Here is a 22993-nt window from a genome sequence, read left to right as displayed (position 1 = left end):
CTTACTCCCGCGTCAAAAGCGCAACCACCTCAATATGGGGCGAATACAGGAACTGGTCCACCGGTGTGACGCTTTGAAGCGTATAGCCGCCATCAAGCAGGAGCCTGACATCGCGCGCGAGGGTCGCCGGATTGCACGAGACGGCAAGGATGGTTTTGACCTTCGATCCGGCCAGCAGTTCCGCCTGCGCCTGAGCGCCCGCTCTTGGCGGATCGAACACAACTGCATCGAACCCTTCCAATTCTTCCTGCACCAGGGGGCGCCGGAAGAGGTCCCGCCGTTCAAATGTCACCTTTTTCAACCCGCGCGCATTTCTGAGCGCCTTGTCGAAGGCGGTCACGGCTCCGGCATCTCCTTCAACAGCATGGACATTTGCTTGCCGGGCAAGGCGAAAGGCAAAAGTACCGACACCCGAAAACAGATCCGCGACGGTTTTCGCCTTTCCGGTGCCGTCGCTCACGATCCGGGACAGGATTTCTTCGCCTGCCAGCGTCGCCTGAGTAAATCCGCCAGGCGCCGCTGCAAGCCCTACGCCGTTCATATCGAGGACCGGTGGCCGGATCTCAAGAAGCACTTCGCCGTTGACCGAAAGCCGTGCCAGATCGAGCTCAACCGCTTTTTGCGACAAGATGGGGATCTTGCGATCATATCCCTTGTCTGCCTTGTCGATGGCAACGTCGAGGCCGGTCGTGGTATTCAGCACAGTCAGACGAAGCTCACCCTTTCGCGGCAGCAATTCGGCCGCGATCGTCTTCAGTCCGGGAAGCGCTTTGACGATTGCCGGATCGAGAACCGCGCATTCGGAAATATCGACCAGCCGGTGACTCGCCTTTTCGTGATAGCCGAGCAGCGTATGCCGGCCGGCGCGCGTGGCCGTCAGCACCGCGCGCCTGCGTCCACCGGCTGTTGCCGAAATCGTATCGGAAACAACCGCATCAATGCCGCGATCTCGCAGCGCCTTTGCGACAAGCTCCCGTTTCCAGACGAGATAGGGAGCTTTTGCCAGGTGCTGTAGCGCACAGCCGCCGCAGGTTTCGTAATGCCGGCAGACGGGAGTGACCCTCTCGGGTGACAGAGTGTTGAAATTTGGGTTTTGGGCGCGACCGTTGACGATGTGCGCAGTCACTGTTTCTCCGGGCAGCGCCCCCGGGACATAGACGGGGCCCGTGTCTGTTTGTGCAACGCCGTCACCGCGATGGCCGAGTTCGGATATCAGAAGATTTGTTTCACTCATGTGCGAGCGATAGCGTCAACCGATCTCAGGAGCAAGTTCTGGCGCACGCTCGTGTGCGCCGTGGAGGAATTGCAGCTTAGCGACCGCCTTTGAACAGGCCCTTTGCCCGGGACAGCCAGCTCTGCTGGGGATCATCGCTGCTCGCCTGGTCTGATGTACTGGACCGTCGCGCAAAATCACGCAAGGCACTCAAGTCCTGCTTTTGTTGTGTGATCTTGATTTCGCGCCGGGTGTCGTTTGCGACCTCGGCTTGGGGAGGCAGACGGTCTCCCGATCCGGCTGGCTCTGCAGTGGGGTCCGGCCGCCGGTCGTAAGGCTGCGGATCATTGGCCGCCGTTACCTCGTGTTTTTCTTCTTCGGCGCGCTGGCGAATGTCCTCCGCGCTTTCATACCTGTGATAGCGTTTTGCCGTCGTATCCCCGAAAATGCCGAACTCGGGCGCGTGCACGACGACAAGTCTGACCTTGTCCCAGGCGGAGTGGCCTTCGATCTTCTCGTGATAAACGGCAACGGACCAGTCCTCGTCCTCGTTACCGAAAGTGTTGTTGTCCGGCAGGATCGAACCGCGGATCTGGCAGAGCTTTATGAAGCCGTAGACGATTTCCATCATCCAGGGAAACGGGACGGGCGCCTCCTCAAATTCGATCATTTTGCCAATGATCCATTGAGAGCCATGCACCACCATTTTCAGTGGCAAGCCTTCGCCAAGGCGCCCCGCGCTGGAACTGAGGAAGGGGCGGATGTTCAAAAGCGTATAGTCACCATCCTTGGCAACGCCTTCAAAGTAGGTCTGGGGAACAAGGTTGTCGCTGACGCACCAGTGGATCGCGATCGCCGGGTTGTGGCCTATGATGAGCTTGGCCAATGCGTAGCAGAAGGTTCTTGCCCGATCTGCTTCCTCAAGCGTCTTGAAAGACGTTTGGTCATCGATTGAGTTGTCCAGACCATCCAGAAGAGACCCGAATTTTTCTCTCAGAAGTTGACTGTCCAGAAATCCCTTGGCGATGGTGATGAACGTATTTGCCTTGTGCCGCATGACGACATCGTGGGCGTTGGGAAGAACAAATCCCGTGTAGGGCGTGGAGAGCGCCGTTCGAAATCCTTCGGGTTCCAGGGGTTCGGTGTTCTGGCTGACCAGGATACGATGGCCGTTTGCATGAACATGTACATCCTTGCGTGTCGACGAAACGATCAACTGGACTTCCGGGGCGTAGTTTAGCTCCCTCGAGAGCCGTTGGATTGCCTGGAAAATGACGTTACCGTCCAATGGATTGAACTCTTCATGGAGTATCGCGCATTCGACACGATCCAGTGCGGGAATATCCATCTAACGCTCCCTTTTGTGCGGTTTCGGTTATAGGTCCGAAATCTTCCCAAAAGGGAAATGCAATCGTAGAAACTTCAACCAATGAGAGAATTTTTTCGATTGAGAATTGACCTTCGGCGGCTGCTATTGAGGACAATCAACCTTTGCCGGTCGTCTCAAGCGGAAACATTTGGCGTTGCTGCCTTGCCCGACGGCGGCTGATCAGCAAGATTTCCGGCCATAAAGCAGCCATTCGGAATTGCCGTCGCCACCCTTGACAGGTGAGGGGATCAGATCGCCCGCCGTCCAGCCCGGACAGGTGGAAAGCCAGGTTTGTAGTTCGCGCGCAGTTTCCTCGGCGGTCGCGGGATCGACGAGCCCGCCCTTGCCAATCCTCTCCCTGCCTGCCTCGAACTGAGGCTTTACCAGCAAGACACACTCCGCCCTGGGCGCTGCCAGATCGAGGGCAGGAGGAAGGGCGAGTTTCAGCGAGATGAAACTGACATCGGACACAATCAGGCCCGGCCTGTCTCCTTCGATGTGATCGCTTGTCAGGTCGCGTGCATTCAGGCGGTCTTGCGCGAAGACGCGGGGATGCTCGCGAAGCTCCTCCCGAAGCTGGTCGTGGCCGACATCGATCGCGTGTACCTTCTTAGCGTTCCGTTCGAGCAGAACCTGCGTGAAACCGCCCGTTGACGCGCCGATATCGAGACAAATCCTGTCCTTCGGATCGACGCTGAACCGGTCAAGGCCTTCAACAAGTTTCAGCGCGGCGCGGGAAACAAATTTCGATGCCGGATCGTCGATTTCAACGGATGCAGTGGTCCCGACTTTTTGAGCGGGTTTTTGGCAGAGTATTCCGTCAAGTCGAACCGTGCCGCGCAGGATCGCATCACGGGCCCTTGCGCGGCTCGGAAAGTGGCCGCTTTCGACGAGATGTTGATCGAGACGTTTTGAGGCCATGTGCCGCCGTCGGTGCAGTGAAAGTTCTTGCGAGGATGGGGCAGGGCCGTTAGCCGAAGCAGCTGGCGATCGCAGACAGCAGGCGGTCGGCGTAGACCCGCTCACCGGCGTAAAGCCACAAAAGACCAGACAGCGCAACGAGGCCCGTTGCGCCGGCAGTCAGTCCTATGTAGAGCGGCATGCGCATCGATGGTGCTCCACTTTCATCTGTCCTCAGCTGGAGGCCGGCGCGTTGGCAATGAGGCGGCGCAGTTTCTCCAGCGCGGTTTCTTCCGCCTCCGCGTAAGCGATTGTCCCGACGAACTTGTTGTCCGAATTCATCAGATAGACGGCAGCGGAATGGTCCATCGTATAGTCGCCGTCGTCAAGTGGGACCTTCTTTGCATAGACACGGTAGGCCTTGATAACCGCATCGACCTGTTCGCGCGAACCGGTCAACGGTCTGATCCGCTTGTCGAAAGCCCACACATAGTCGCGCATGACATCGGGTGTGTCCCGTTCGGGATCGACTGATACAAACGCGTAGTTCAGCTTGTCGGCCTCGGGTCCGAGCGCGTCCATCCAGCCCTGGAGTTCCGAAAGGGTCGTCGGGCAGACATCCGGGCAATAGGTGAAGCCGAAAAACAGGACGAGGGGTTTTCCGGCAAATTCTTCATCTGTGACGGTCTCACCATTGCCGTCGACGAGTTCGAACGGACCGCCGATCGCCGCCAATGGTTCGATCAGAGCGCCGGAACTCCCGTTCCCGGCGGTCTGCTGATAGACGAGAAATCCTGATGCGGCGGCAAGGACAGCAACTGCCGCCCAGGCGACGTACCGAAAGAGTCTTAGTCCGGACATTGGGTGTCCCCTTCTTGGTCAACTGCGTCGCTTGCGCCCCCGGAGGGGGATGCCATTCGCGCCGCAATCGCTATTCAGACAAATATCTAGTGCATGGGGGCCGCGCCGTGCAGCGCGGCCGTGCTCACAATCGGGTTAGTTGTGATTGTGGTTCTTGTGGCCGTGGTCCATCGACTTTGCGCCCATCTTTGCGACATCAAGATCGATCGCCACGTCGCCAGCCTTTTCAAATGTCAAAACGACCGGGACTGTGGCTCCTTCTTCGAAGGACTTGTTCAGGCCCATGAACATGATGTGCAGGCCCCCTGGCTGGAGCGTTACCGTTTCGCCGGCTGGGATCTCTATACCGTCTTCAAGCTCGCGCATTTTCATGACACCGTCGGTGACGGACATTTCATGGATCTCAACCTTTGCGGCAACGTCGGAACTTGCGGCCACAAGACGGTCTGCCTCTGAGCCGGAGTTCACAATTTCAACGAAGCCACCGCCGGCCTTTGCCTTTGGAGGCGTTGCGCGGGTCCATGTTTTGGAAAGTGTCAGGTCGCCGGCCTTGTAGTCGGCGGCAAACGAAGAGAGGGAAACGAGCGTAAGCGCCGCCGCGGCGGCAACGGATGTCCAGAGTTTCATGTCTGTGTCCTTTGAGGTCTGAAGGTTTGTTTCGGTTTCAGATCAAGGACAGGGGAGGTGCACGGATTGCGGCAACGCGCTGTGATGCCGACGGCAAGAAGTCGCGGTGCGCCTTCGCTGGCATAGCGTCCGACGGAAGGGCGCTTGCAGAATACGCGGGTGTGGCTGGAGAAAGACATGAACCGGTCGCGCATCCGTGCGCGCAAACCGGACCGCACTGACAGAGCGCCGGGTCATGGGCTGCAATTCCGGAAGCCGCACTTGAAGTCTGGCATAAGCTTGTCAGGCCGCTTGCGGCTGCAACATCCGGCGACAGCGCCGTGGCAAGAACACCAAGACACAAACGCAGTGTGAACGCGACCATCGCCATTGCGACGAGGGGATGGCGTTCCCGCCTGAGCAAATGCAGTCGTGACGCTTGTATGGCCATGAAGCGCTCTTACGCCTGTTCAAACGGCTTGTCGAGAGGCGAAACAGCGCAGTTTCGCCCCGGCAACGGTTTCAGGTTTTGACTTTGCTTTCCTGATCGGCAGCCGGCGAGGTCTCGGCCTCCGCAGGTTGGCCCGCATCGTCGGTCTGCGCGTGTTCTTCCCCCGGTGCTTCAGCTTCCTTGTCTTCGGAACTTTCGGTGTCTGCATCCGGCGAGGAGTCGAAATTATAGATATCGTCCTCGTAAGCCGGAAATTCTTCCGGCGGAATGACATATTCCTCCGCTTCAACGTCGAGCGGTTCAGGGGAAATGACAGACCCGACCTGTGCCGTCGCGGCGTACTCGAAGTCTGTCTTTTCGTCGACCGGAAGCGCCTGGCGCGTGAAGACGCGTGTGAGGACAAAGGCGGCCATCGTCAGGCTGACTGCGGCGATCATGACGTAAAGGCCGGAAGGGCCGATTTGTCCCATGATCAACGAAGCGACAATGGGGCCGACAATCGATCCGATTCCAAAGGAAAGCAGCATGCCAGAAGAGGTTTCGACAAAATCTTCTGGTGACGCATGGTCGAACGCGTGGGCAACGGCGATTGCATAGAGCGGCTGCGTGAACATGCCGACAAGGATCGCGGAGAGGATCGCAACCAGAAAGACTGTAGGCGAAAACACGACGATGGCAAGCGACGCCACGGTGGTGGCTGTCCCCAGGCCGACAAGAACCAGCCGGCGATCTATCCGGTCGGAGAGCCGGCCGACCGGCCACTGTGCGATCATTCCGCCTCCGATGATCGCTGCGGCATAATAGGCGGACTGATTGGTCGACAGGCCGATCTGAGATCCGTAAAGCGGTGAAAGTGTGAAGATCGCGCCTTGGGAAACACCGATCAATAGAATACCAACGAAGGCAGCCGGCGAAGTCCGGTAAAGACGAATTGGCCGGAAACGGACCAACGTGATCGGCGCAGGTTGCGTCGCTGTTGTCAGGGAAATCGGCATCACGGCAAGGCTCAATGCCACTGAAGCAACCGCAAACGGTACGAAGGATGCGATACTCATGCTCGCAATCGATACCTGACCCAGGACAAGCGAACCGAACACGATCACGATGTAAATGGACATGATCGTTCCACGGTTCTCGTTCGTTGCGCTTTCGTTGAGCCAGCTTTCGACGATCATGTAAAACCCGGCCAGGCTGAAGCCCGATACGACGCGGATGATGAACCAGGCATATGGGTCGATAATGACCGGGTGCAGGATCGCGGCGCCCGACATAAGCGAAACCAGCGCGGCGAAGGCGCGAATATGTCCAGCGCGCATGATAAGCAGCGGAGCAGCAAGGCAGCCGAGCACCAGTCCAACGAAGTAAGCCGAGGAAATGGCACCGATCTCGAAATCGGTAAAATAGTAGCGGTCCGCAGCGAGTGGTAGAAGGGTTGTCTGGAGCCCGTGCCCGAAAATGAGCAGGGCGACAGACAGCAAGAGAGCGGACACGGAAAGAAGTGTCTGAGCCATGATTGCCTCCCGGGGGACTGACGCTAAAACAAAAGCGCCGGTTGGAACCGACGCAATTGATCCTGCCGATCAGCCTTTCCAGTAATCGCAGCTTCTGTCAATCATGATTTATAGCGTGCCGCAAACATGTCCCCCGACGACGATTCCGTCGGTCGCAAAACCATTTATGCCCGTTGCGGAGCCGTGAGCATTTCTGTTCCGAGCGCGGTGAACACAGCCTTTAGAATGCCATCGCAATTTAACCCCGCCTTGTCATACATGGCGTCCGGTTTGTCATGATCGATGAAAATATCAGGAAGCGTCAGCGTTCGTATCTTAAGACCATTTTCCAGAAGGCCTTCTTCCGCGAGCCGCGTCAGGACATGACTGCCGAAACCGCCCGCAGATCCTTCCTCGATCGTGACCAGGACTTCGTGCTCGCGCGCAAGACGCTTGATCATGTCCATGTCGAGCGGCTTTGCAAACCGGGCGTCAGCTACCGTTGTTGAAAGGCCTGCCGCGTCGAGTTCGTCGGCGGCTTTCAGGCATTCGCCCATACGTCCACCGAAACTGAGAAGCGCAACTTTCGTGCCTTCGCGCCTGATCACACCCTTGCCGATTTCAAGCACGCTTCCGCGTTCCGGCATGTCCAGGCCGACGCCTTCGCCCCGTGGGTAGCGGAAGGAGATCGGGCCTTCATCATAGGCCGCTGCCGTCGCAACCATGTGGCGCAGTTCAACTTCGTCTGCCGCAGCCATCACCACAAAACCGGGAAGGCAGGACAGAAAGGCGGTGTCGAATGCGCCTGCATGGGTCGGCCCATCGGCTCCAACAAGGCCGGCGCGATCGATCGGAAAGCGAACCGGGAGCCCCTGAATCGCCACGTCGTGGATGACCTGGTCATATGCCCGTTGCAGGAATGTCGAATAGATGGCTGCGAACGGTTTGTAGCCTTCCGTCGCTAGACCGGCGGCAAATGTTACGGCATGCTGCTCGGCAATGCCGACGTCGTAGGTCCGCTCCGGGAAGGCTTCGCCGAAAAGGTTGAGCCCCGTGCCGTCCGGCATCGCAGCCGTAATGGCAACGACCTTGTCGTCGGCCTCTGCTTCCTTGATGAGAGAGGTTGCGAAAACATTCGTGTAGCTCGGCGCATTCGCCTTCGGCTTGGACTGTTTGCCCGTGATGACATCGAATTTGGCGACGCCGTGGTATTTGTCCTTGGCGCCTTCAGCAGGCGCATAGCCTTTTCCTTTTTGCGTCACCGCGTGGATCAGCACCGGACCGTGATGGGTGTCGCGTACGTTTTTCAGCACCGGAAGCAGGTGCTCAAGGTTATGGCCATCGACCGGGCCGACATAATAGAACCCGAGTTCCTCGAACATCGTACCGCCGGTCCAAAAACCACGGGCGTATTCTTCGGCACGGGCCGCCTTTTCAAAAACCGGTTTGGGAAGGTTCTTGGCGATGTTCTTCGCCGCATCCCGAAATGTTTGATAGGTCGGGCCGGAGACAAGTTTGGCAAGGTATGCGGACATTGCGCCGACAGGCGGAGCGATGGACATGTCATTGTCATTGAGGATCACAATGAGGCGTGAGCCGAGGTGCCCTGCATTGTTCATGGCCTCGTAAGCCATGCCCGCAGACATCGCGCCGTCGCCGATAACTGCAATGACATTGTTGTCGCCGCCCTTCAAATCTCTTGCTGCGGCCATTCCGAGGCCGGCAGAGATCGAAGTTGAGGAATGGGCTGCGCCAAACGGATCATAGGCACTTTCGGCGCGTTTCGTGAAACCGGAGAGGCCTTTGCCCTGGCGAAGTGTCCGGATGCGATCACGCCGTTCGGTCAAAATCTTGTGCGGATAACACTGGTGACCGACATCCCAGATGATTTTGTCATCGGGCGTATTGAACACGTAGTGCAGCGCGACTGTGAGTTCGACCACGCCCAGACCCGCTCCGAGATGGCCGCCCGTGATGGAGACAGCGTCAATGGTTTCCGACCGCAGCTCCTCGGCAATCTGTTGCAGATCGGCTTCTTCGAGTGCGCGAAGGTCCTCTGGCGAGTTGACCTTATCGAGGAGAGGGGTATTTGGCTTTGAAGACACTCTGCTGATGGCTCCACGAAAGTAAATCTGGCGGGCAGGCATACACCAACCGGTTATAGGGCGCAAATGCCGCTGTAGGAATGCGCCAAATTGTTGCGCGATACCAACAGACAACTTTCATAAACACTACAGCCAAGCTTTGGAGCTGTGGTGCAGATCACGCGCATTTTTAGTGTTGGTGAGCGTTTTTGAAATCCAGTCACCCTTTTGGGTGATGCATCCATTGTCGATCTGGCCTATGGGAATGGGGTGGTCGATGGGGCCACGTGCACAGTGATCAACTTGGGGTCGCGTTTTGCGACCCCTTTTTGTTGCGGCATCGCAACCTCTCACCTGCTTTCAAATCAGCGGTCTGCGAGCCCCTCAAAGAGACATTCAGCTAAAACAGACCCGACAGCCTGTGAACCAGCCCCGCAAGCTGCAGTTGCGTGTGAACACCGGTTTTTTCAAAGATACGCCGGAGATGCGTCTTTGCCGTGTTTCGGGTGATCCCGAGTTTTTCAACCGTGTCGCTCATTGAGCCGGTCATCGTCAGGTGCCGCGCCAGATGGGCTTCAGACTGGGAAAGGTCGAAACGCTCCTGCAGGACGACTTCTATATCCTCGGGAAGTTCGGAAGTTTCGGATATTCGAACCACCACCCAAGGTACTGGATGGGTAATGCTGTTGGTCGCTGGTGGCCGGACACTTCCGAAAATAATCCGCCTCAGGTTTCCGTCCGGGTCTTCAATGCAAACGGAGTTGTTCTTTTGCTCAAGCGCAATCCCGTTCTCCATGCCGTTGTTGACCTTCATAGACAAGTCCGGGACGGAGGCTGCCTCGAGAACATCCTGAAGGCAGGTTTCAAGTTGTTTGTTCTTAAAGTCGATCTTTGCGCCGCGCAGAACCGCTCCTCCGGTGGACAGGAGGCTGTTCAGACCGGTTGACGTGTGTCCCAGCACAGTCCTGTCCCCGGTCATCAGGATTGAGGGAAAGGATGCGGAGGAAAGCAAAATGCGCTGTATCTGGTTCTCGGCGCGCTCGTGCTCGATCTGAAAAAAAGCGTCGAGCCCAGGTGCAAGCACTTTGGTAAGGGTGCGGAAGGTTTCCACGGCAAGCTCGATGTCGATCGTATCCGTCGTATATCCGTCGAAAAGGCAACCGAACAGGATTGTAGAATAGTCGGTCCGTTTCAGCGGGCAAATCAGGCCTGGAACTTCAGGCTTTGCCGGCACGCCGTTTTGTAGTCCGTCTGGCGCCTGGTTTCTTTCCGCAGTCGGCTTGTTGCCGTTGAACTCGCCTTTGTTCAGCGTTGTCTTGCAGTAGGGGTAGCAAAGTGCGGCGCTTGTCGTGAGGAACTGAAGCGCATCCTGGCCACTATCCGGCTTGGAGGTTCGAAGCATTTCGTTCAGATGTTCGAACGATCGGATCCCACCGAACTTTTGGGTCGGTTGGCCATTTTTTTCAATTTCACAAATGAATGAAGTGCAGCTTAGTTTTAAGTCGACAAGCGCGAGAATAGTGGTCCAGCCATCGGATTGAGTGGAGCATTCCAGTACACGTAAAAGTAGATCGACTTCGTCTGTTTTATCAAGTGCAGGCATAATCAAAAGCAACTACTAAATATTACATAAAGACCTCTTAAACTTGTCAATATTACTACCAATTAGTTTGGGAAATAGCAACTGAAGTGCGTTTTTATAGCAAGGGCCTGGCTTGGGGCGATTCAGAGAGCGATCTGAAGTCGTCTGGAATTGTCGTGAAATCAGCGCCCGGAACCATCATTGATCCCGCGCTGAACACAACTCACAGACCATCAGTGAGGAAAAACGCAGTTGTCGATATGCGTGGACCCCGTTCAAGGCGCAGCCCGGCCGGTTTGCCAGAAACCATGCCACCTTCTGTATCGGGACGATGCCTATTGAGGGTCGAGTGCCGTGGTATCCGTTGCTTCGCCGTTTTGGCCGAGCTGGATTTTCTCGACCTTCGCTTCGGCAGATTTCAGCAGGGTATCGCAATGCTTACGAAGAGCGTCGCCGCGCTCGTACATTTCGATGCTGCGCTCCAGTGGAACGTTGCCCTGTTCAAGTTCCCGCACAATCGTGTCCAACTGCTTGAGCGCGTCTTCGAAAGAAAGCTTGGAAATATCTCCTGCAGCGTCGCTCATCGATAGGGGTCCTTCTCTGGCTCCAAGGGTCCTGATGGAAACTCGCGGGCTTCGGCGCGCAGGTCAAGATGCGAATGCCGTGATTGAAGTGATGATCCCCGTCGTTTTGCGCTTCAGGGTGGTCAGCCGGTCATCAAGGTCATGACATGGGCCGCAGTGGACCGGGCAAGACCCTCGAGGTCATAGCCGCCTTCGAGTACGGAAACGACCGCGCCGTTGCTGTGCTCGTCGGCGACATCCATCAGGACCCGCGTTGCCCAGGCAAAATCAGCTTCCAGAAGGTTGAGGCCTCCAAGCGGGTCGCGCGCATGGGCGTCAAACCCAGCCGAAATGATGACCAGCTCCGGAGCGAAATCGTCGAGCCGCGGCAGAATGGCGACCTCCATGGCTTCCTTGAACGCTAGGCCATCCTCGCCGGGTGCCAGCGGAACGTTGACGATGGTGTTCGCCTCGCCGGTCTCTGTCGCGGCACCGGATCCCGGATAAAGCGGCATCTGATGCGTGGAGCAGTACATGACACTTGCGTCGTCCCAGAAGATGTCCTGCGTTCCGTTGCCGTGATGAACGTCAAAATCAATGATCGCGACTCTGCCGATGCCGTGTTTTTCCTGCGCATAGCGAGCGGCAATTGCGACATTGTTGAAGAAGCAAAATCCCATTGCCCGTTCTTTTTCCGCATGATGGCCGGGCGGGCGGGACGCGGAAAACGCGTTGCTGACCTTCTTTGTCAGAACTTCGTCAACAGCGCGGCAGGCGCCACCAGCTCCTCTGAGAGCCGCTTCCCAAGTTCCGGGCGACATGGTTGTGTCGGCGTCTACGCGCGCCACGCCTTCATCGGGTGCCAGTCGGTGAAGCTGATCGATATAGGCCATAGGATGAGCCCGCGCGATGTCCTCCAGTGCACCGACGGGTGCGAGGTCGCGTTCCAACGATTGGAATTTTTCGTGTTCCAGGATCCGGTCAATCGCACGAATCCGGTCCGGCCGCTCGGGATGTCCGAGTGGTGTCAGATGATCGACATAGCAAGAATGGTGCAGAACAAGCGTGGACAAAGGGGCGTTTCCGGAAAGAACTGATTGTTGGTCTGATGGTAGCCATCAGAGCCGCCCCGAAGAGTACTGTCAATTGATGATAGGTCTTAGACCAACTGGCTTAGGCTTGAGCCGTGCCGGTTTCGCCTTCCCAAAAAGAAGGCCGGCACATTTGCCGGCCTGTTTTAAGGTGCGAGCACCGCAATGCCCGAGGGGAGGTCCGCTGCATCTCAATTCTGTGAACAAGACTAAGTGATTCTCGTAAGGGAATGCGAGCTTTTTACCGTAATCCGGCAGGCCCATGATGTTGATAAGTTTGAAAATGGTCTCTTTTGACGAACGTATTCGGACTCATCTGCTTGCGTGTATATCAGTTGTAAACTTGAATTTTGTTTATCTGTTATATTGGATTCTTAAGCCGAAGGCGTGTTATCTTTGAAGGTGCAGCCTTCATCTGCCGGGACAAGATTTAAGCGCGACGCGCTGAAATGTTTGCCTTTTTTTCGTGCTGCCAAAAAAAGCATCACATCGGCGTCCGCGTTCGTGTTTCGTATGCCAGCACAAATTGCAGAGGTCGACGGTTATCGTGGAGCGGCTGCGCGCCTCAATCGATCATTGATTGCCTCGCCCAGTCCAAAGCTGGGGATAAACTGAACCCGGATGACATTTGCGCCGCTTTTGTCGAGTTCCCGCATGCCAGCGAACAATCTTGACGCGGCTTCCTTGAGATCGGCGTTCTTGCTGAGGTTGAATTCCGCATTTGCGCTCTCTGCGCCCGGCAGCCGATCCGGACCAAACGAGAGCAGGGCATCCGAAGGGCTGGCCTCTTGCGCGTTCAAAATCACCTTCGCATCCGGAGCATAATGCGACTCCAGCATTCCAGGTGCTGATGGTGCGTCCTGCCGCATCTCGGAGGGTGCAGCTTGGAGCGTTGTTCCAAGAACGGATTCTATGCTTTCTCGCCCAATTCCACCAGGGCGAAGCAAACGCGGAACCGCATCGGTCAGTCCGACGATCGTGGATTCGATACCGACCTCGCAGGGACCTCCGTCGACGATGAAGCTGAGGGAAGACTCAAGATCCGCGACAACATCTTGCGCACGAGTCGGGCTGATCTTCCCGGATCGATTTGCACTGGGTGCTGCAAGCGGCTTCCCTGTTTTCGTCGAAAGAAATCGCATGACAGGGCCTTCCGGCACACGCAATGCCACAGTCTGCAATCCGGCTGTCGCAAGATCGGATATGGAAGATGTTTCTTTCTTGGGCACCACCAACGTAAGCGGACCTGGCCAGAAAGCCTCTGCGAGCGCGAGTGACATCGGGCCAAAGTCCCCGTGCTCACGGGCATCTGAAAGTGCAGGCACATGCGAAATCAGGGGATTGAATTGCGGACGGCCCTTGGCTTCAAAAATCTTGGCACAGGCAAGACCGTTGGTTGCGTCGGCGGCAAGGCCGTAAACGGTCTCTGTGGGAATCGCAACAAGCTCACCGTTCAAAAGCGCTGCGCTAACCTCGGACGCTTCTGGAGCAGTTTGCCAGTCGGTGGTATTCAGATCGACATTCCAGCGCTGCATTTCCAAAAAACCTGTCAAGTTGTCGCGACACAATGAACGAAAACTGGCCGACCTGCCGTAGCGATACGGATTGACGTTAACGTCAACTTGTCTATTGTCCGGTCGAGCGGCTGTTTCATGGGCCTTTTGCGGCCAAGCAATGATGCCGTCAAGCATCGAACAGAGAAAACGAAATTTCGCCGGCTTAATCGGGCCGAATGGTTCTTGGGAGGACCTGGATGTATCGCGCGCCAGTTGATGAGATTGCTTTCACCCTGAAACATGTCTGCGGCTTGAACGATCTGCAAAAGACAGAGCCCCATGCAGAACTCGGCGATGATCTTGTCGATGCGATCGTGAATGAAGCCGGCCGCTTTGCCGCCGAAGAGATTGCGCCCTTGAACGCCGTTGCCGACAAGCACGGCACTCCCCTGGAAAATGGGGAAGTCACCACACCACCCGGTTGGCGCGACACTTACCGGGCCTGGATTGAAGGAGGCTGGAACGGCTTGTCGGCGGACCTTGAAGCGGGTGGGCAGGGACTGCCGCAAATGTTGTCTGCGGCGGCGATGGAAATGTGGAACTCCGGTTCGATGGCCTTCGCGATCGGTCCCACGCTCACGATCGGCGCTGTTGAGGCTATGGAAAGGCATGCATCTGAAGAACTGAAGAGCACCTATCTGGAAAAGCTGGTGTCCGGCGAGTGGATGGGGACGATGAACCTGACCGAGCCTCAGGCGGGATCCGACCTCAACGCACTCAGGGCGCGCGCGGAGCGCGCTGACGACGGGACGTATCGCATTTACGGCCAGAAGATCTTCATCACCTATGGGGATCATGACCTCACGGACAACATCGTACATATGGTGCTTGCCCGTCTGCCGGATGCCCCGGCAGGAACCAGGGGCATCTCGATGTTTCTGGTGCCCAAGTTTCTGGTCAACGAGGATGGATCGCTGGGGGAACGCAACGATGTTCGCGTGGCCGGCGTGGAACACAAGCTGGGTATTCACGGGTCTCCGACCTGCACGATGGTCTATGGAGATGAAGACGGGGCAATAGGCTGGCTCGTCGGGGAAGAAAACCGGGGTCTTGCGTGCATGTTCACGATGATGAACAACGCCCGTCTTGCTGTTGGTATCCAGGGTCTGGGCGTCGCCGAGCGGGCCTATCAGCATGCATTGACCTACGCTGTCGAGCGCAAGCAGGGAAAGGCGACGGGTGACACGGGCAGCGGCATGAGCCCCATTGCACGCCATCCCGATATCAAGCGGATGCTCTTGTCGATGAAGTCCAAAACACAGGTTGCCCGGGTGATCTGCTACGCCTGTGCGCATGCGATCGACATGGTCAAGATTGCTGAGGACGACGAGAGTAGAACGTTCTGGAACGAGCGCGCAGGTTTGCTTACGCCGATTGCAAAAGCGCTTTCGACGGATTTCGGTGTCGAGGTCGCATCCCTCGGTGTCCAGATCCATGGCGGCATGGGTTACATCGAAGAAACCGGAGCCGCCCAGCACCTGCGCGACGCCCGCATCGCCCCGATCTATGAGGGGACAAACGGCATTCAGTCGATCGACCTGGTGACACGCAAGCTGCCCCTTTCGGGTGGTGAGCATGTGAAGCAATTCATTTCCGAACTCAGTGACATTGCCGACGAAGTGGCAGCTTCCAACCGCCCCGAATTCGGTGCAACGGCCGAGTGTCTGAAAAAGAGCATCGCGGACCTGGAAGAAGCGACCGGTTACATGCTCGGCTCCCTTTCAGAAAACCGGATCGATGACGCGCTATCGGGGGCAACGCCCTACCTCAGGCTTGCCGGCCTTGCACTCGGTGGAACATTGCTCGCAAAAGGCGCACTGCGGTCTGTTTCCGAACCGGCACCGAGACTTGCCGAGCGCACGCTTCTGGCCCGGAGTTTTTGCGAGACGATCCTGGGCGAAACCTCCGGGCTGAAATCCGACATCGTCCTGTCTGCTGCAGCCATTCAGGCATTCGACGCTGAAGCGCTCGCGTCCTAAACCGGAGATCTGGCATGATCCGCAAAAGCCTCGAAAACGGCGTTCAAACCCTGCGTCTGGACCGGCCGGAGAAAAAGAATGCCCTCACGGGGGCCATGTATACTGATCTCGCGGAAGCGTTGGAGGCTGGAAACAGCAACGAAGACCTGCGTTGCCACCTGATTTGCGGTCAGCCCGAGGTCTTCACGGCAGGCAACGACATTGGAGACTTCCTGCAATATGCTGGCAGATCGGCCATGTCGGAGACACCTGTGGTCCGTTTCCTGCGCGCGCTGGTGCGTAACGAAAAACCTCTGGTCGCCGCGGTCGACGGCCTTGCGATCGGTGTCGGAACGACGCTGCTGATGCATTGCGACATGGTGTTCGCCAGCCCGCGTGCCTTCATCCGCTCTCCCTTCGTCGATCTGGGACTGGTGCCCGAGGCAGGATCGAGCCTTCTTGGTCCGCAACTTATGGGTCATGCGCGCGCGTTCGAGCTCCTTTGCCTCGGCAAGCCGTTTAACGCCGAACAGGCCGAGCGAGCAGGACTGGTCAACACGATTGTCGAGGGGGACGTCGACGCTGAAGCGCTCGCCTGCGCGCTGGAAATTGCCTCCAAGCCTCCCGAAGCAATGGCGCTTTCGCGAAAGCTCTTGCGAGGCAATACGGATGCCTTGTCGGAGCGCGTGGAAGAAGAAATCAAAATTTTCGCCAGCCGCCTGACGGCACCGGAGACAATCGCAGCATTTCAGGCCTTCATGTCGAAGAAGAAGGTCTGAGCGCGCGTGTAGGGACAGGCAGCAGCGTGTTTAGGGCGAACCGCTCCTGAACAGTCTGGTTGCTGGAACAACAACTATGAAACGGAATTCCTTCAGGGGCATCACACAAACCAAACGCCGTGACGGCGAAACTCGGGAGAAAACACCATGTCTTTGAAGGGCAAAACGCTTTTCATCACAGGCGCGTCGCGCGGCATCGGAAAAGCGATCGCGTTAAGAGCAGCGAAAGACGGGGCAAACATTGCCGTTGCCGCAAAAACCGCTGAACCACATCCAAAGCTCGAAGGCACGATTTTTACCGCGGCAGAGGAAATCGAGGCGGCGGGCGGAAAGGCGCTGCCGGTCGTGCTGGATGTTCGCGACGACGCGGCGGTGAAAACGGCGATAGACAAGACTGCGGGTCATTTCGGTGGACTGGATATTCTCGTCAACAATGCCAGCGCCATTCAACTGACACCTGTGCAACAGACCGACATGAAGCGGTTCGATCTGATGCACCAGATCAACACGCGCGGCACGCTTGCCTGCTCCAAGCACGCAATCGAGCATCTTATGAACGCGGACAATCCGCATATTCTGATGCTCTCGCCACCTCTCGACATGCAGGAAAAGTGGTTTGCGCCCTTCACGCCTTATTCAATCGCGAAATACGGAATGAGCCTTGTGGTGCTCGGCCTTGCGGGCGAGCTGCGTTCGAAGGGGATTGGGGTGAACGCGCTCTGGCCCCGGACGACGATTGCAACGGCCGCAATCAAGAACATCATAGGCGGTGACAAGATGATGCAGCAGAGCCGGACGCCGGACATCTTGGCAGATGCCGCTCATGAGATCTTCTTGTCTCCGTCAAAAGACTTCACGGGGCAATTTGTCATCGACGACACCTTCCTGGCGAGCCGGGGCGTGACTGATTTTGACAAGTACCGGGTCGATCCCAGCCTGTCACTTGCGCCGGATTTCTTCGTTCCCGATGACATCGAAGCTCCCGCCGACCTGGGCCCCGCCAAAAGCTGACAAAGGTCCTGCTAACGCGAACAGGCTTGCAATTTTCGGTCTGTTCGTGCAGCGTTCTTGAGCCGACGAGGGCGGCAGCCGGATCCGCGGAAAGCGAAAGCGCCCTGACACCCGACGTACATAGCTGGTTTTTCACCTGCGCCCGAACTCAGCGGATCACCCGGGCAGCTCTAACAGGAGAAAAGCCATGTCAGACGGCGTATCCCACGAACTTGAATCCCACAAGAAGGCCGCACGCCGCTTGCGTAAGGCGTATGCCAAGGGAGATCCCGAGGCCCGCGCCCGGCTCGTATCTCATGTCAGCGAGGGCAAGGAACTCAGACACGCTGACTTCCTCCATGTCGTTGCCCGTGAAGCAGGGCAGGACAGCTGGCCGAAACTGAAATTCGCTTTGGAAAGTGCGGCCATGAGCCGCGAAGAGAAAGCGGAGCGGCTGAAAATGGCGCTCTATTTCGGGCAAAACTGGATTATCGAAAGGCTGCTGCAGGACGACCCCGGTTTGAAGGATGCCAATCTGGGCCTCCAAATCGCATTGTACGATCTGGCATCTGTTCGCTCGGCTGTCGAAGATAATCCGGAGGCGGCGACACGTGTTGTCGGCGTTCGCACTCCGATCCTTCATCTGGCTTATTCCAAGGAAATTCATCGCAGTCCCGAGAAGGCTGACGAAATGCTGGCAATCGCCGAGCTGCTGGTTGCCGGCGGTGCGAACGTGGATGATGGCTATCCGCCGCAGCCGGGTGCGGACCACAAGATCTCGGCGCTCTACGGAGCAATGTGCCACGCGGACAATTTCGAATTGGGCAAGTGGTTGCTGGAACGGGGCGCCAATCCTAACGACGATGAGAGCCTTTACCACAGCACCGAGCTCGGCCACACGAACGCACTTGAAATACTTTTGAGGCACGGAGCATTGCCGGACGGGACCAATGCTCTGCCGCGGGCGCTGGACTTCGACAACGAAGAGATGGTTCGGCTTTTGCTGGAAGCAGGGGCCGACCCCAACCTGACTGTGCCGGATCATCCGAGCGGTCAGCCGATGAACACGATACCCTCGCTTCATCAAGCCGCCCGGCGGGGCGGGTCAGTAAGTGTTGTCAGGTTACTCCTCAAACACGGAGCGGATCCCGAAGCGGTCTGGGACGGCCACACCGCGCATGCCATGGCGCTGATATTCGGCAACTCCGCAGTCGCCGATTTTCTCGCCGGGCAGGGCTACGGCAGGCCGCTTGACCACAACGAAAACGTTCTTGCCGCCTGTGCATCGGGAAAGAGTTCTCCCGGTCGGCTCAAGACGGAACAGCTGAGCGAAGAAGACAAGGGCCTGCTCACGCGGCTCGCGTTCATCCCGGGCAAGCTTGATCACATGAGACGGCTTGTTATCGCGGGTCTGGATCCGGATGTGCCGGACAGCATGGGATTGCCGCCCCTCCACGTTGCCGGTTGGAACGGCCTGGCAGAGGAGATGGCTTACTTTCTCTCGCTCGGGCCCGATCTGACTCGAAAGAACGACTATGGAGGAGACGCGCTCGACACGGTTCTGCATGGATCCGAATTTGCGCCAAGACGTCCGGAGGCCGACTATTTCACCTGCGCGCGATTGTTGCTTGAGGCCGGCAGCATTCTCTATCCGAAGTTCATCACAAACTGCGGCAACGAAGAAATGGCGCAGTTTCTCGAGGACTGGGGAGACGGCATCCGGTGACCGGGAGGGCGGGCCTGTTGGTCCGCCCGATCCCTATCCCTGGTCGCAGGCCCGCTTGTTTTGACGAGGCACCAAATCTGTATTTAAGTCGATTTCGTTGGGATGGGTTTCATCGGAGGGGTCACATGGAAGACTCAATGAATCAGGTAGCAGCCTATGTGCCGCTGCTTATCAACGCGGCGAAAGCCGTCGTCGTACTCGTCGTTGGCTGGATACTCGCCGGTTTTCTGGCAGGTCTGGCCCGAAAGAGGATCGTCAGCCAACCGCAGATCGACGATACGATCGGTGGGTTTGCGGCCTCGATCGTGAGGTGGCTGGTCCTTCTGGTCACGCTCATTGCGGTTCTGCAACTATTTGGGATCGAGGCCACGAGCCTTGTTGCCGTTCTTGGTGCCGGTACGCTCGCGATCGGCCTTGCACTACAGGGAACATTGAGCGATGTCGCCGCAGGGGTCATGCTGATCATTTTCCGGCCGTACAAGATTGGCCAGTTCGTGGATATCGGCGGAACGTCGGGCACCGTGAAGGATCTCAATATCTTCGTGACTGAACTTGTCACCCCCGATAACGTCCAGATCATCATGCCCAACGGACAGGCCTGGGGGACGGTCGTCACCAATTATTCCGCACATGATACGCGGCGTCTCGACCTTACTTTCGGCATTGACTACGGGGATGATGCCGACAAGGCTATCCAGATCATCCTGGATGTTGCCAATGCCGATGAGCGCGTTCACAAGGACCCGGAAGCCTGGGTGCGGGTAACCAATCTCGGTGACAGCTCGGTTGACCTTGGCGTGCGCCTTTGGTGCGCGGCAAGCGATTACTGGGAGCTGAAGTTCCACATGTTGAAGGCAGTCAAGGAAGCGTTTGACGCTGGCGGCGTCTCCATTCCCTATCCGCATGCCGTTGAAATTCAAAAGGCGGGCTGACCGGCGTTTGCCCCGTATTCGAAGACCGCGTCAGCCCGACGCGGTCTCTTTCTTTTCCGTCTTTTCTGCGCTGGTTTCGGTATCGCTCTCGGCGGGAGGCGTGTCCTCGGGAATTTCGATCGTTTCGGTGACCGTGATCTCTTCCTTGACCTCGATCTTGAGTGTCGTTGTCGCGGTCTCCGTCGTGTCTGGCGGATTGCTTTGGGATGATGCAGTCGATCCATCCGCCTCCCGCTGCTGGATCTCTTGGGAAACCTGGTTGTCCTGTGAAGGGCTATCGGAGAATTGTGGAACGACCGGGTCTTCCAGTTCGTGTTCGGCCTTGTCGGTGTTCATGAGCTGACGCTTGGTCGCAAGCTCGACCACATGTTCGCGCAGGTCCGGGTGCTCTTCCATCAAAGACTTGAAATCATGAGCGCCAAGGCTCAGCAGCTGGCAATACCCAAGCGCAACAACGTCCGCGCTGCGGCGTCCGCCGGTCATGAGCGCGATTTCGCCGAAGACATCGCCCCGTCCAAGACGGACGCTGTGTGTGGGAGCCTGAACCTCCACCGCACCTGAGGCGATGAAATAGGCGGCATCGCCGCGATCGCCTCGGCGGATCAGCCTTTCCCGGGGCGTTGCGAATTGGGGTCGCATCATCCGCCGGATGGCTTTCTGCTGCTTTCTCGGCAGGTCCTTGAAAAGAGGATGCGCGCCGACAAGATCCCCGGTTTTCAGACCGAGATCCAATTTGGGCCGCGTGTGGCTCGTTCTCCTGGCGCGTTCGACATCGCTCAGAAGATCCCGGTGAAGTTCGGTTCCTATCAGCATTTGCGCCTTGGCTTCGTCATAGGCGGTTTCTTCCAGCCGCACGCCTGCTTTCAGCAGGAACTGGCTTTCCAGCACATCGGCATAATCGGGATATTGCAGGCGCAGCGCATCGATCGCCTGTATGGTTTCATCCTGTCTGAGGCAGAGCATGTCATGGAGAATGTCGGACACCCTGTCTCCCAGGAGCGGTCTGATCCGGCCATTGTTGAAGTCTATCAGCTCGTCGGCGAGGATTCGGTAAATCAGGAGAAACTCGAACCGGTCAGCGAGCCTGTTGGCGAGAGGACGCGCAATTCTGAGACGCCTTTGCAACGCTTGGGCAAATCTGAAGCCGAATCCGAATTTCAAAGGTTGACGCGTTGCCTTGTTGTAACCGCTGCGGCCATCGCTGCGTGTCAGGTCGCCAATGCGGCCTGTCAGGGTCAGAAAACGTGAAACCGCGCGCCCGGAGATGGTCTTTTCGTGAAAGTGCTCAAGAACGAGCTGCTGTTCACGGTCTGCAAGCGCGATCAGTCCTATGCGGACCCTGTCCCAGTCCTTGAGCTCTTCAAGCTTGTTGGTTTCCGAGGCCGCGGCGGCGGCGCGATCCTCATACCCCTTGAGCACTTCTTCGGTTACGTTTTCATCTATGTGATAGATTTTCGCGGCCGTTTTGAGTTCTGATCGAACGTCCAAAAGTGCTAGCGACAAAAACTGGGTCCGGAGTGCTTCATCCCTCGCATTCAAGCGGTCGAGGCCCAACAGGCGGATCAGCGGTTTCAAACTGGTGCCGTAGACGAGCAGTGTGAACAGGACGAAACCAGTCGCCAGTTTGGTCACGAAACCGGACACTTCTTCGGACAGGACCGCGTGTTCCGAAACGCTCAACGCCAGGATCAGCGTGACAGCACCACGCATGCCGCCCCACAGGATGACGGTCTTGTATTTGTTGCTGACCGACTGACCGGCGCCGAAAAGGCTCATCATCGGTAAAAGGCCAAAGATCACGACGGCGCGCGCGGCCAGTGCCGCGACGATCACAACGAGCAGCAGCAGAATGTCGATGGGGGCAAAGCCCGCGACGAGCTTCGGGATGAGGATCGCCGACAACAAGAAGATAAGCGAGGCCGCCCAGAACGAGAGCTGCTCCCATACAGAATGGAGAAACTGCCAGTTGGCAGGCTGGATGCGCGAAAGTCCGTAGAGATTGAAGATTGTGCCTGCGCAGACAACCGCAACGACGGCCGAAACGTCGGCGAACTGATCGCTGAGCACATAAGTGCCGTATGGCAGGGCAAGGCTCAACGTCACCTGTGCAAGAGGCAGATCACGCATCAGGGACAACAGGCTGACGGCGACGCGGGCCAGAATGGCGCCGACGATCAGGCCGCCGATGAAAGACCGTCCGAAGGCAATGACGGCTTCGCTGATTGTCAGTGATTCATGCTGCGTCAGGACACCCATCAGGATCACGAAGATGACGATGGCGGCAGCGTCGTTCAAAAGGCTTTCACCTTCGACGATCCGCCCGAGTCTGGCGGGCGCGCCGATGTCCCGGAATATCGCGACAACGGCAACCGGGTCGGTCGTGGCGACGATCGAGCCGAGCAGCAGACACACGACCAGCGACATGCCCGCAAGCGGGTAGAGCGCAAAACCGATAAAGGCCGTTGCAACAAAAACCGCCAGAACTGCCATCACCAGGATGGGCACCAGGTCTTCGAGAATACGGCGGATGTCGAGTGTCAGCGTTGTCTGGAACAACAACAAAGGCAGGAACATGTAAAGGATCATCTCTGAATTCAGAGGCGGATCCGCGAAGACCTGCGCAAAATCGTCGAACCTGTTGGTGTGGTTTGTATAAAACAGATAGGTCGCGGAAATTCCGATCAGGGTCCCAACGACAGCGAGCAACACACTCGGCGCAAGACCAAGCCGCCGGGCAAGCGGTTGCAGCAATGAGATTGTAATCAATAAAAGCGCAAAGGCGCCTGTAATTAATGGTGTTTCCATAAACGCACTGTGCCTTGTGAATGCGGCGATATCAAAT

At 57.3% G+C, this 22993-nt stretch carries 19 protein-coding genes; 5 read left to right on the top strand and 14 right to left on the bottom strand.

The features are described 5' to 3' along the window. Position 1: 1 nt before the first annotated feature. The 13 genes from Q0915_RS24150 to Q0915_RS24090 all read right to left on the bottom strand — a co-directional run bounded on the left by Q0915_RS24150 (position 2) and on the right by Q0915_RS24090 (position 13745). On the bottom strand, positions 2 to 1234 hold the full coding sequence (locus Q0915_RS24150; RefSeq protein ID WP_299480086.1) for a class I SAM-dependent RNA methyltransferase: 1233 nt from the start codon (positions 1232 to 1234) through the stop codon (positions 2 to 4). Positions 1235 to 1310: 76 nt separating this feature from the next. Continuing rightward, a complete protein-coding gene (locus Q0915_RS24145) occupies positions 1311 to 2561 on the bottom strand; it encodes a hypothetical protein (RefSeq protein ID WP_299480083.1) in 1251 nt (416 codons plus the stop codon). 201 nt (positions 2562 to 2762) lie between these two features. Beyond that, positions 2763 to 3503 (bottom strand): TlyA family RNA methyltransferase, encoded by a 741-nt coding sequence (locus Q0915_RS24140; protein ID WP_299480080.1) that lies wholly within the window; start codon positions 3501 to 3503, stop codon positions 2763 to 2765. A gap of 49 nt (positions 3504 to 3552) precedes the next feature. Next, the gene (locus Q0915_RS24135) at positions 3553 to 3690 is read right to left on the bottom strand and encodes a hypothetical protein (protein ID WP_299480076.1); all 138 of its coding nucleotides are present in this window, start codon (positions 3688 to 3690) and stop codon (positions 3553 to 3555) included. Between the two features lie 26 nt (positions 3691 to 3716). After that, the gene (locus Q0915_RS24130) at positions 3717 to 4343 is read right to left on the bottom strand and encodes an SCO family protein (protein ID WP_299480073.1); all 627 of its coding nucleotides are present in this window, start codon (positions 4341 to 4343) and stop codon (positions 3717 to 3719) included. Positions 4344 to 4478: 135 nt separating this feature from the next. Further along, positions 4479 to 4970 (bottom strand): copper chaperone PCu(A)C, encoded by a 492-nt coding sequence (locus Q0915_RS24125; RefSeq protein WP_299480071.1) that lies wholly within the window; start codon positions 4968 to 4970, stop codon positions 4479 to 4481. Between the two features lie 37 nt (positions 4971 to 5007). Beyond that, positions 5008 to 5400: a hypothetical protein gene (locus Q0915_RS24120; RefSeq protein WP_299480068.1), complete on the bottom strand. Its 393-nt coding sequence runs from the start codon at positions 5398 to 5400 to the stop codon at positions 5008 to 5010. 71 nt (positions 5401 to 5471) lie between these two features. After that, positions 5472 to 6911: an MFS transporter gene (locus Q0915_RS24115; protein ID WP_299480065.1), complete on the bottom strand. Its 1440-nt coding sequence runs from the start codon at positions 6909 to 6911 to the stop codon at positions 5472 to 5474. 164 nt (positions 6912 to 7075) lie between these two features. Continuing rightward, entirely contained in the window at positions 7076 to 9037 is a 1962-nt protein-coding gene (gene dxs, locus Q0915_RS24110; protein WP_299480062.1) for a 1-deoxy-D-xylulose-5-phosphate synthase, read from the bottom strand. Between the two features lie 337 nt (positions 9038 to 9374). Further along, complete coding sequence (locus Q0915_RS24105; RefSeq protein WP_299480059.1) at positions 9375 to 10376, bottom strand: helix-turn-helix transcriptional regulator; 1002 nt, start codon at positions 10374 to 10376, stop codon at positions 9375 to 9377. A gap of 515 nt (positions 10377 to 10891) precedes the next feature. Then, complete coding sequence (locus Q0915_RS24100) at positions 10892 to 11140, bottom strand: exodeoxyribonuclease VII small subunit (RefSeq protein WP_299480056.1); 249 nt, start codon at positions 11138 to 11140, stop codon at positions 10892 to 10894. A 122-nt stretch (positions 11141 to 11262) separates the two neighbouring features. Beyond that, complete coding sequence (locus tag Q0915_RS24095) at positions 11263 to 12192, bottom strand: histone deacetylase family protein (protein WP_299480053.1); 930 nt, start codon at positions 12190 to 12192, stop codon at positions 11263 to 11265. 560 nt (positions 12193 to 12752) lie between these two features. After that, positions 12753 to 13745, bottom strand: a complete 993-nt coding sequence (locus Q0915_RS24090) for an L-threonylcarbamoyladenylate synthase (RefSeq protein WP_299480050.1) — start codon at positions 13743 to 13745, stop codon at positions 12753 to 12755. A 218-nt stretch (positions 13746 to 13963) separates the two neighbouring features. Between Q0915_RS24090 and Q0915_RS24085 the strand changes: the two genes are divergently transcribed. The 5 genes from Q0915_RS24085 to Q0915_RS24065 all read left to right on the top strand — a co-directional run bounded on the left by Q0915_RS24085 (position 13964) and on the right by Q0915_RS24065 (position 20151). Beyond that, entirely contained in the window at positions 13964 to 15745 is a 1782-nt protein-coding gene (locus Q0915_RS24085; protein ID WP_299480049.1) for an acyl-CoA dehydrogenase, read from the top strand. Between the two features lie 14 nt (positions 15746 to 15759). Beyond that, positions 15760 to 16503, top strand: coding sequence for a crotonase/enoyl-CoA hydratase family protein (locus tag Q0915_RS24080; protein ID WP_299480046.1), 744 nt, complete (start codon positions 15760 to 15762; stop codon positions 16501 to 16503). Positions 16504 to 16650: 147 nt separating this feature from the next. Then, positions 16651 to 17514, top strand: a complete 864-nt coding sequence (locus Q0915_RS24075) for an NAD(P)-dependent oxidoreductase (RefSeq protein ID WP_299480043.1) — start codon at positions 16651 to 16653, stop codon at positions 17512 to 17514. 187 nt (positions 17515 to 17701) lie between these two features. Continuing rightward, entirely contained in the window at positions 17702 to 19219 is a 1518-nt protein-coding gene (locus Q0915_RS24070; protein ID WP_299480040.1) for an ankyrin repeat domain-containing protein, read from the top strand. Between the two features lie 137 nt (positions 19220 to 19356). Beyond that, entirely contained in the window at positions 19357 to 20151 is a 795-nt protein-coding gene (locus tag Q0915_RS24065; protein ID WP_299480037.1) for a mechanosensitive ion channel domain-containing protein, read from the top strand. Between the two features lie 30 nt (positions 20152 to 20181). Here the strand turns inward: Q0915_RS24065 and Q0915_RS24060 are convergent, their stop codons facing one another. Then, positions 20182 to 22956 (bottom strand): cation:proton antiporter, encoded by a 2775-nt coding sequence (locus tag Q0915_RS24060; RefSeq protein ID WP_299480034.1) that lies wholly within the window; start codon positions 22954 to 22956, stop codon positions 20182 to 20184. Positions 22957 to 22993 lie beyond the last annotated feature (37 nt).

The organism is uncultured Roseibium sp., from assembly GCF_947494555.1.
GTDB lineage: Bacteria > Pseudomonadota > Alphaproteobacteria > Rhizobiales > Stappiaceae > Roseibium.
The sequence above is the reverse complement of the archived record's forward strand: the minus strand, read 5'-3'. Positions and strand labels throughout refer to the sequence as shown.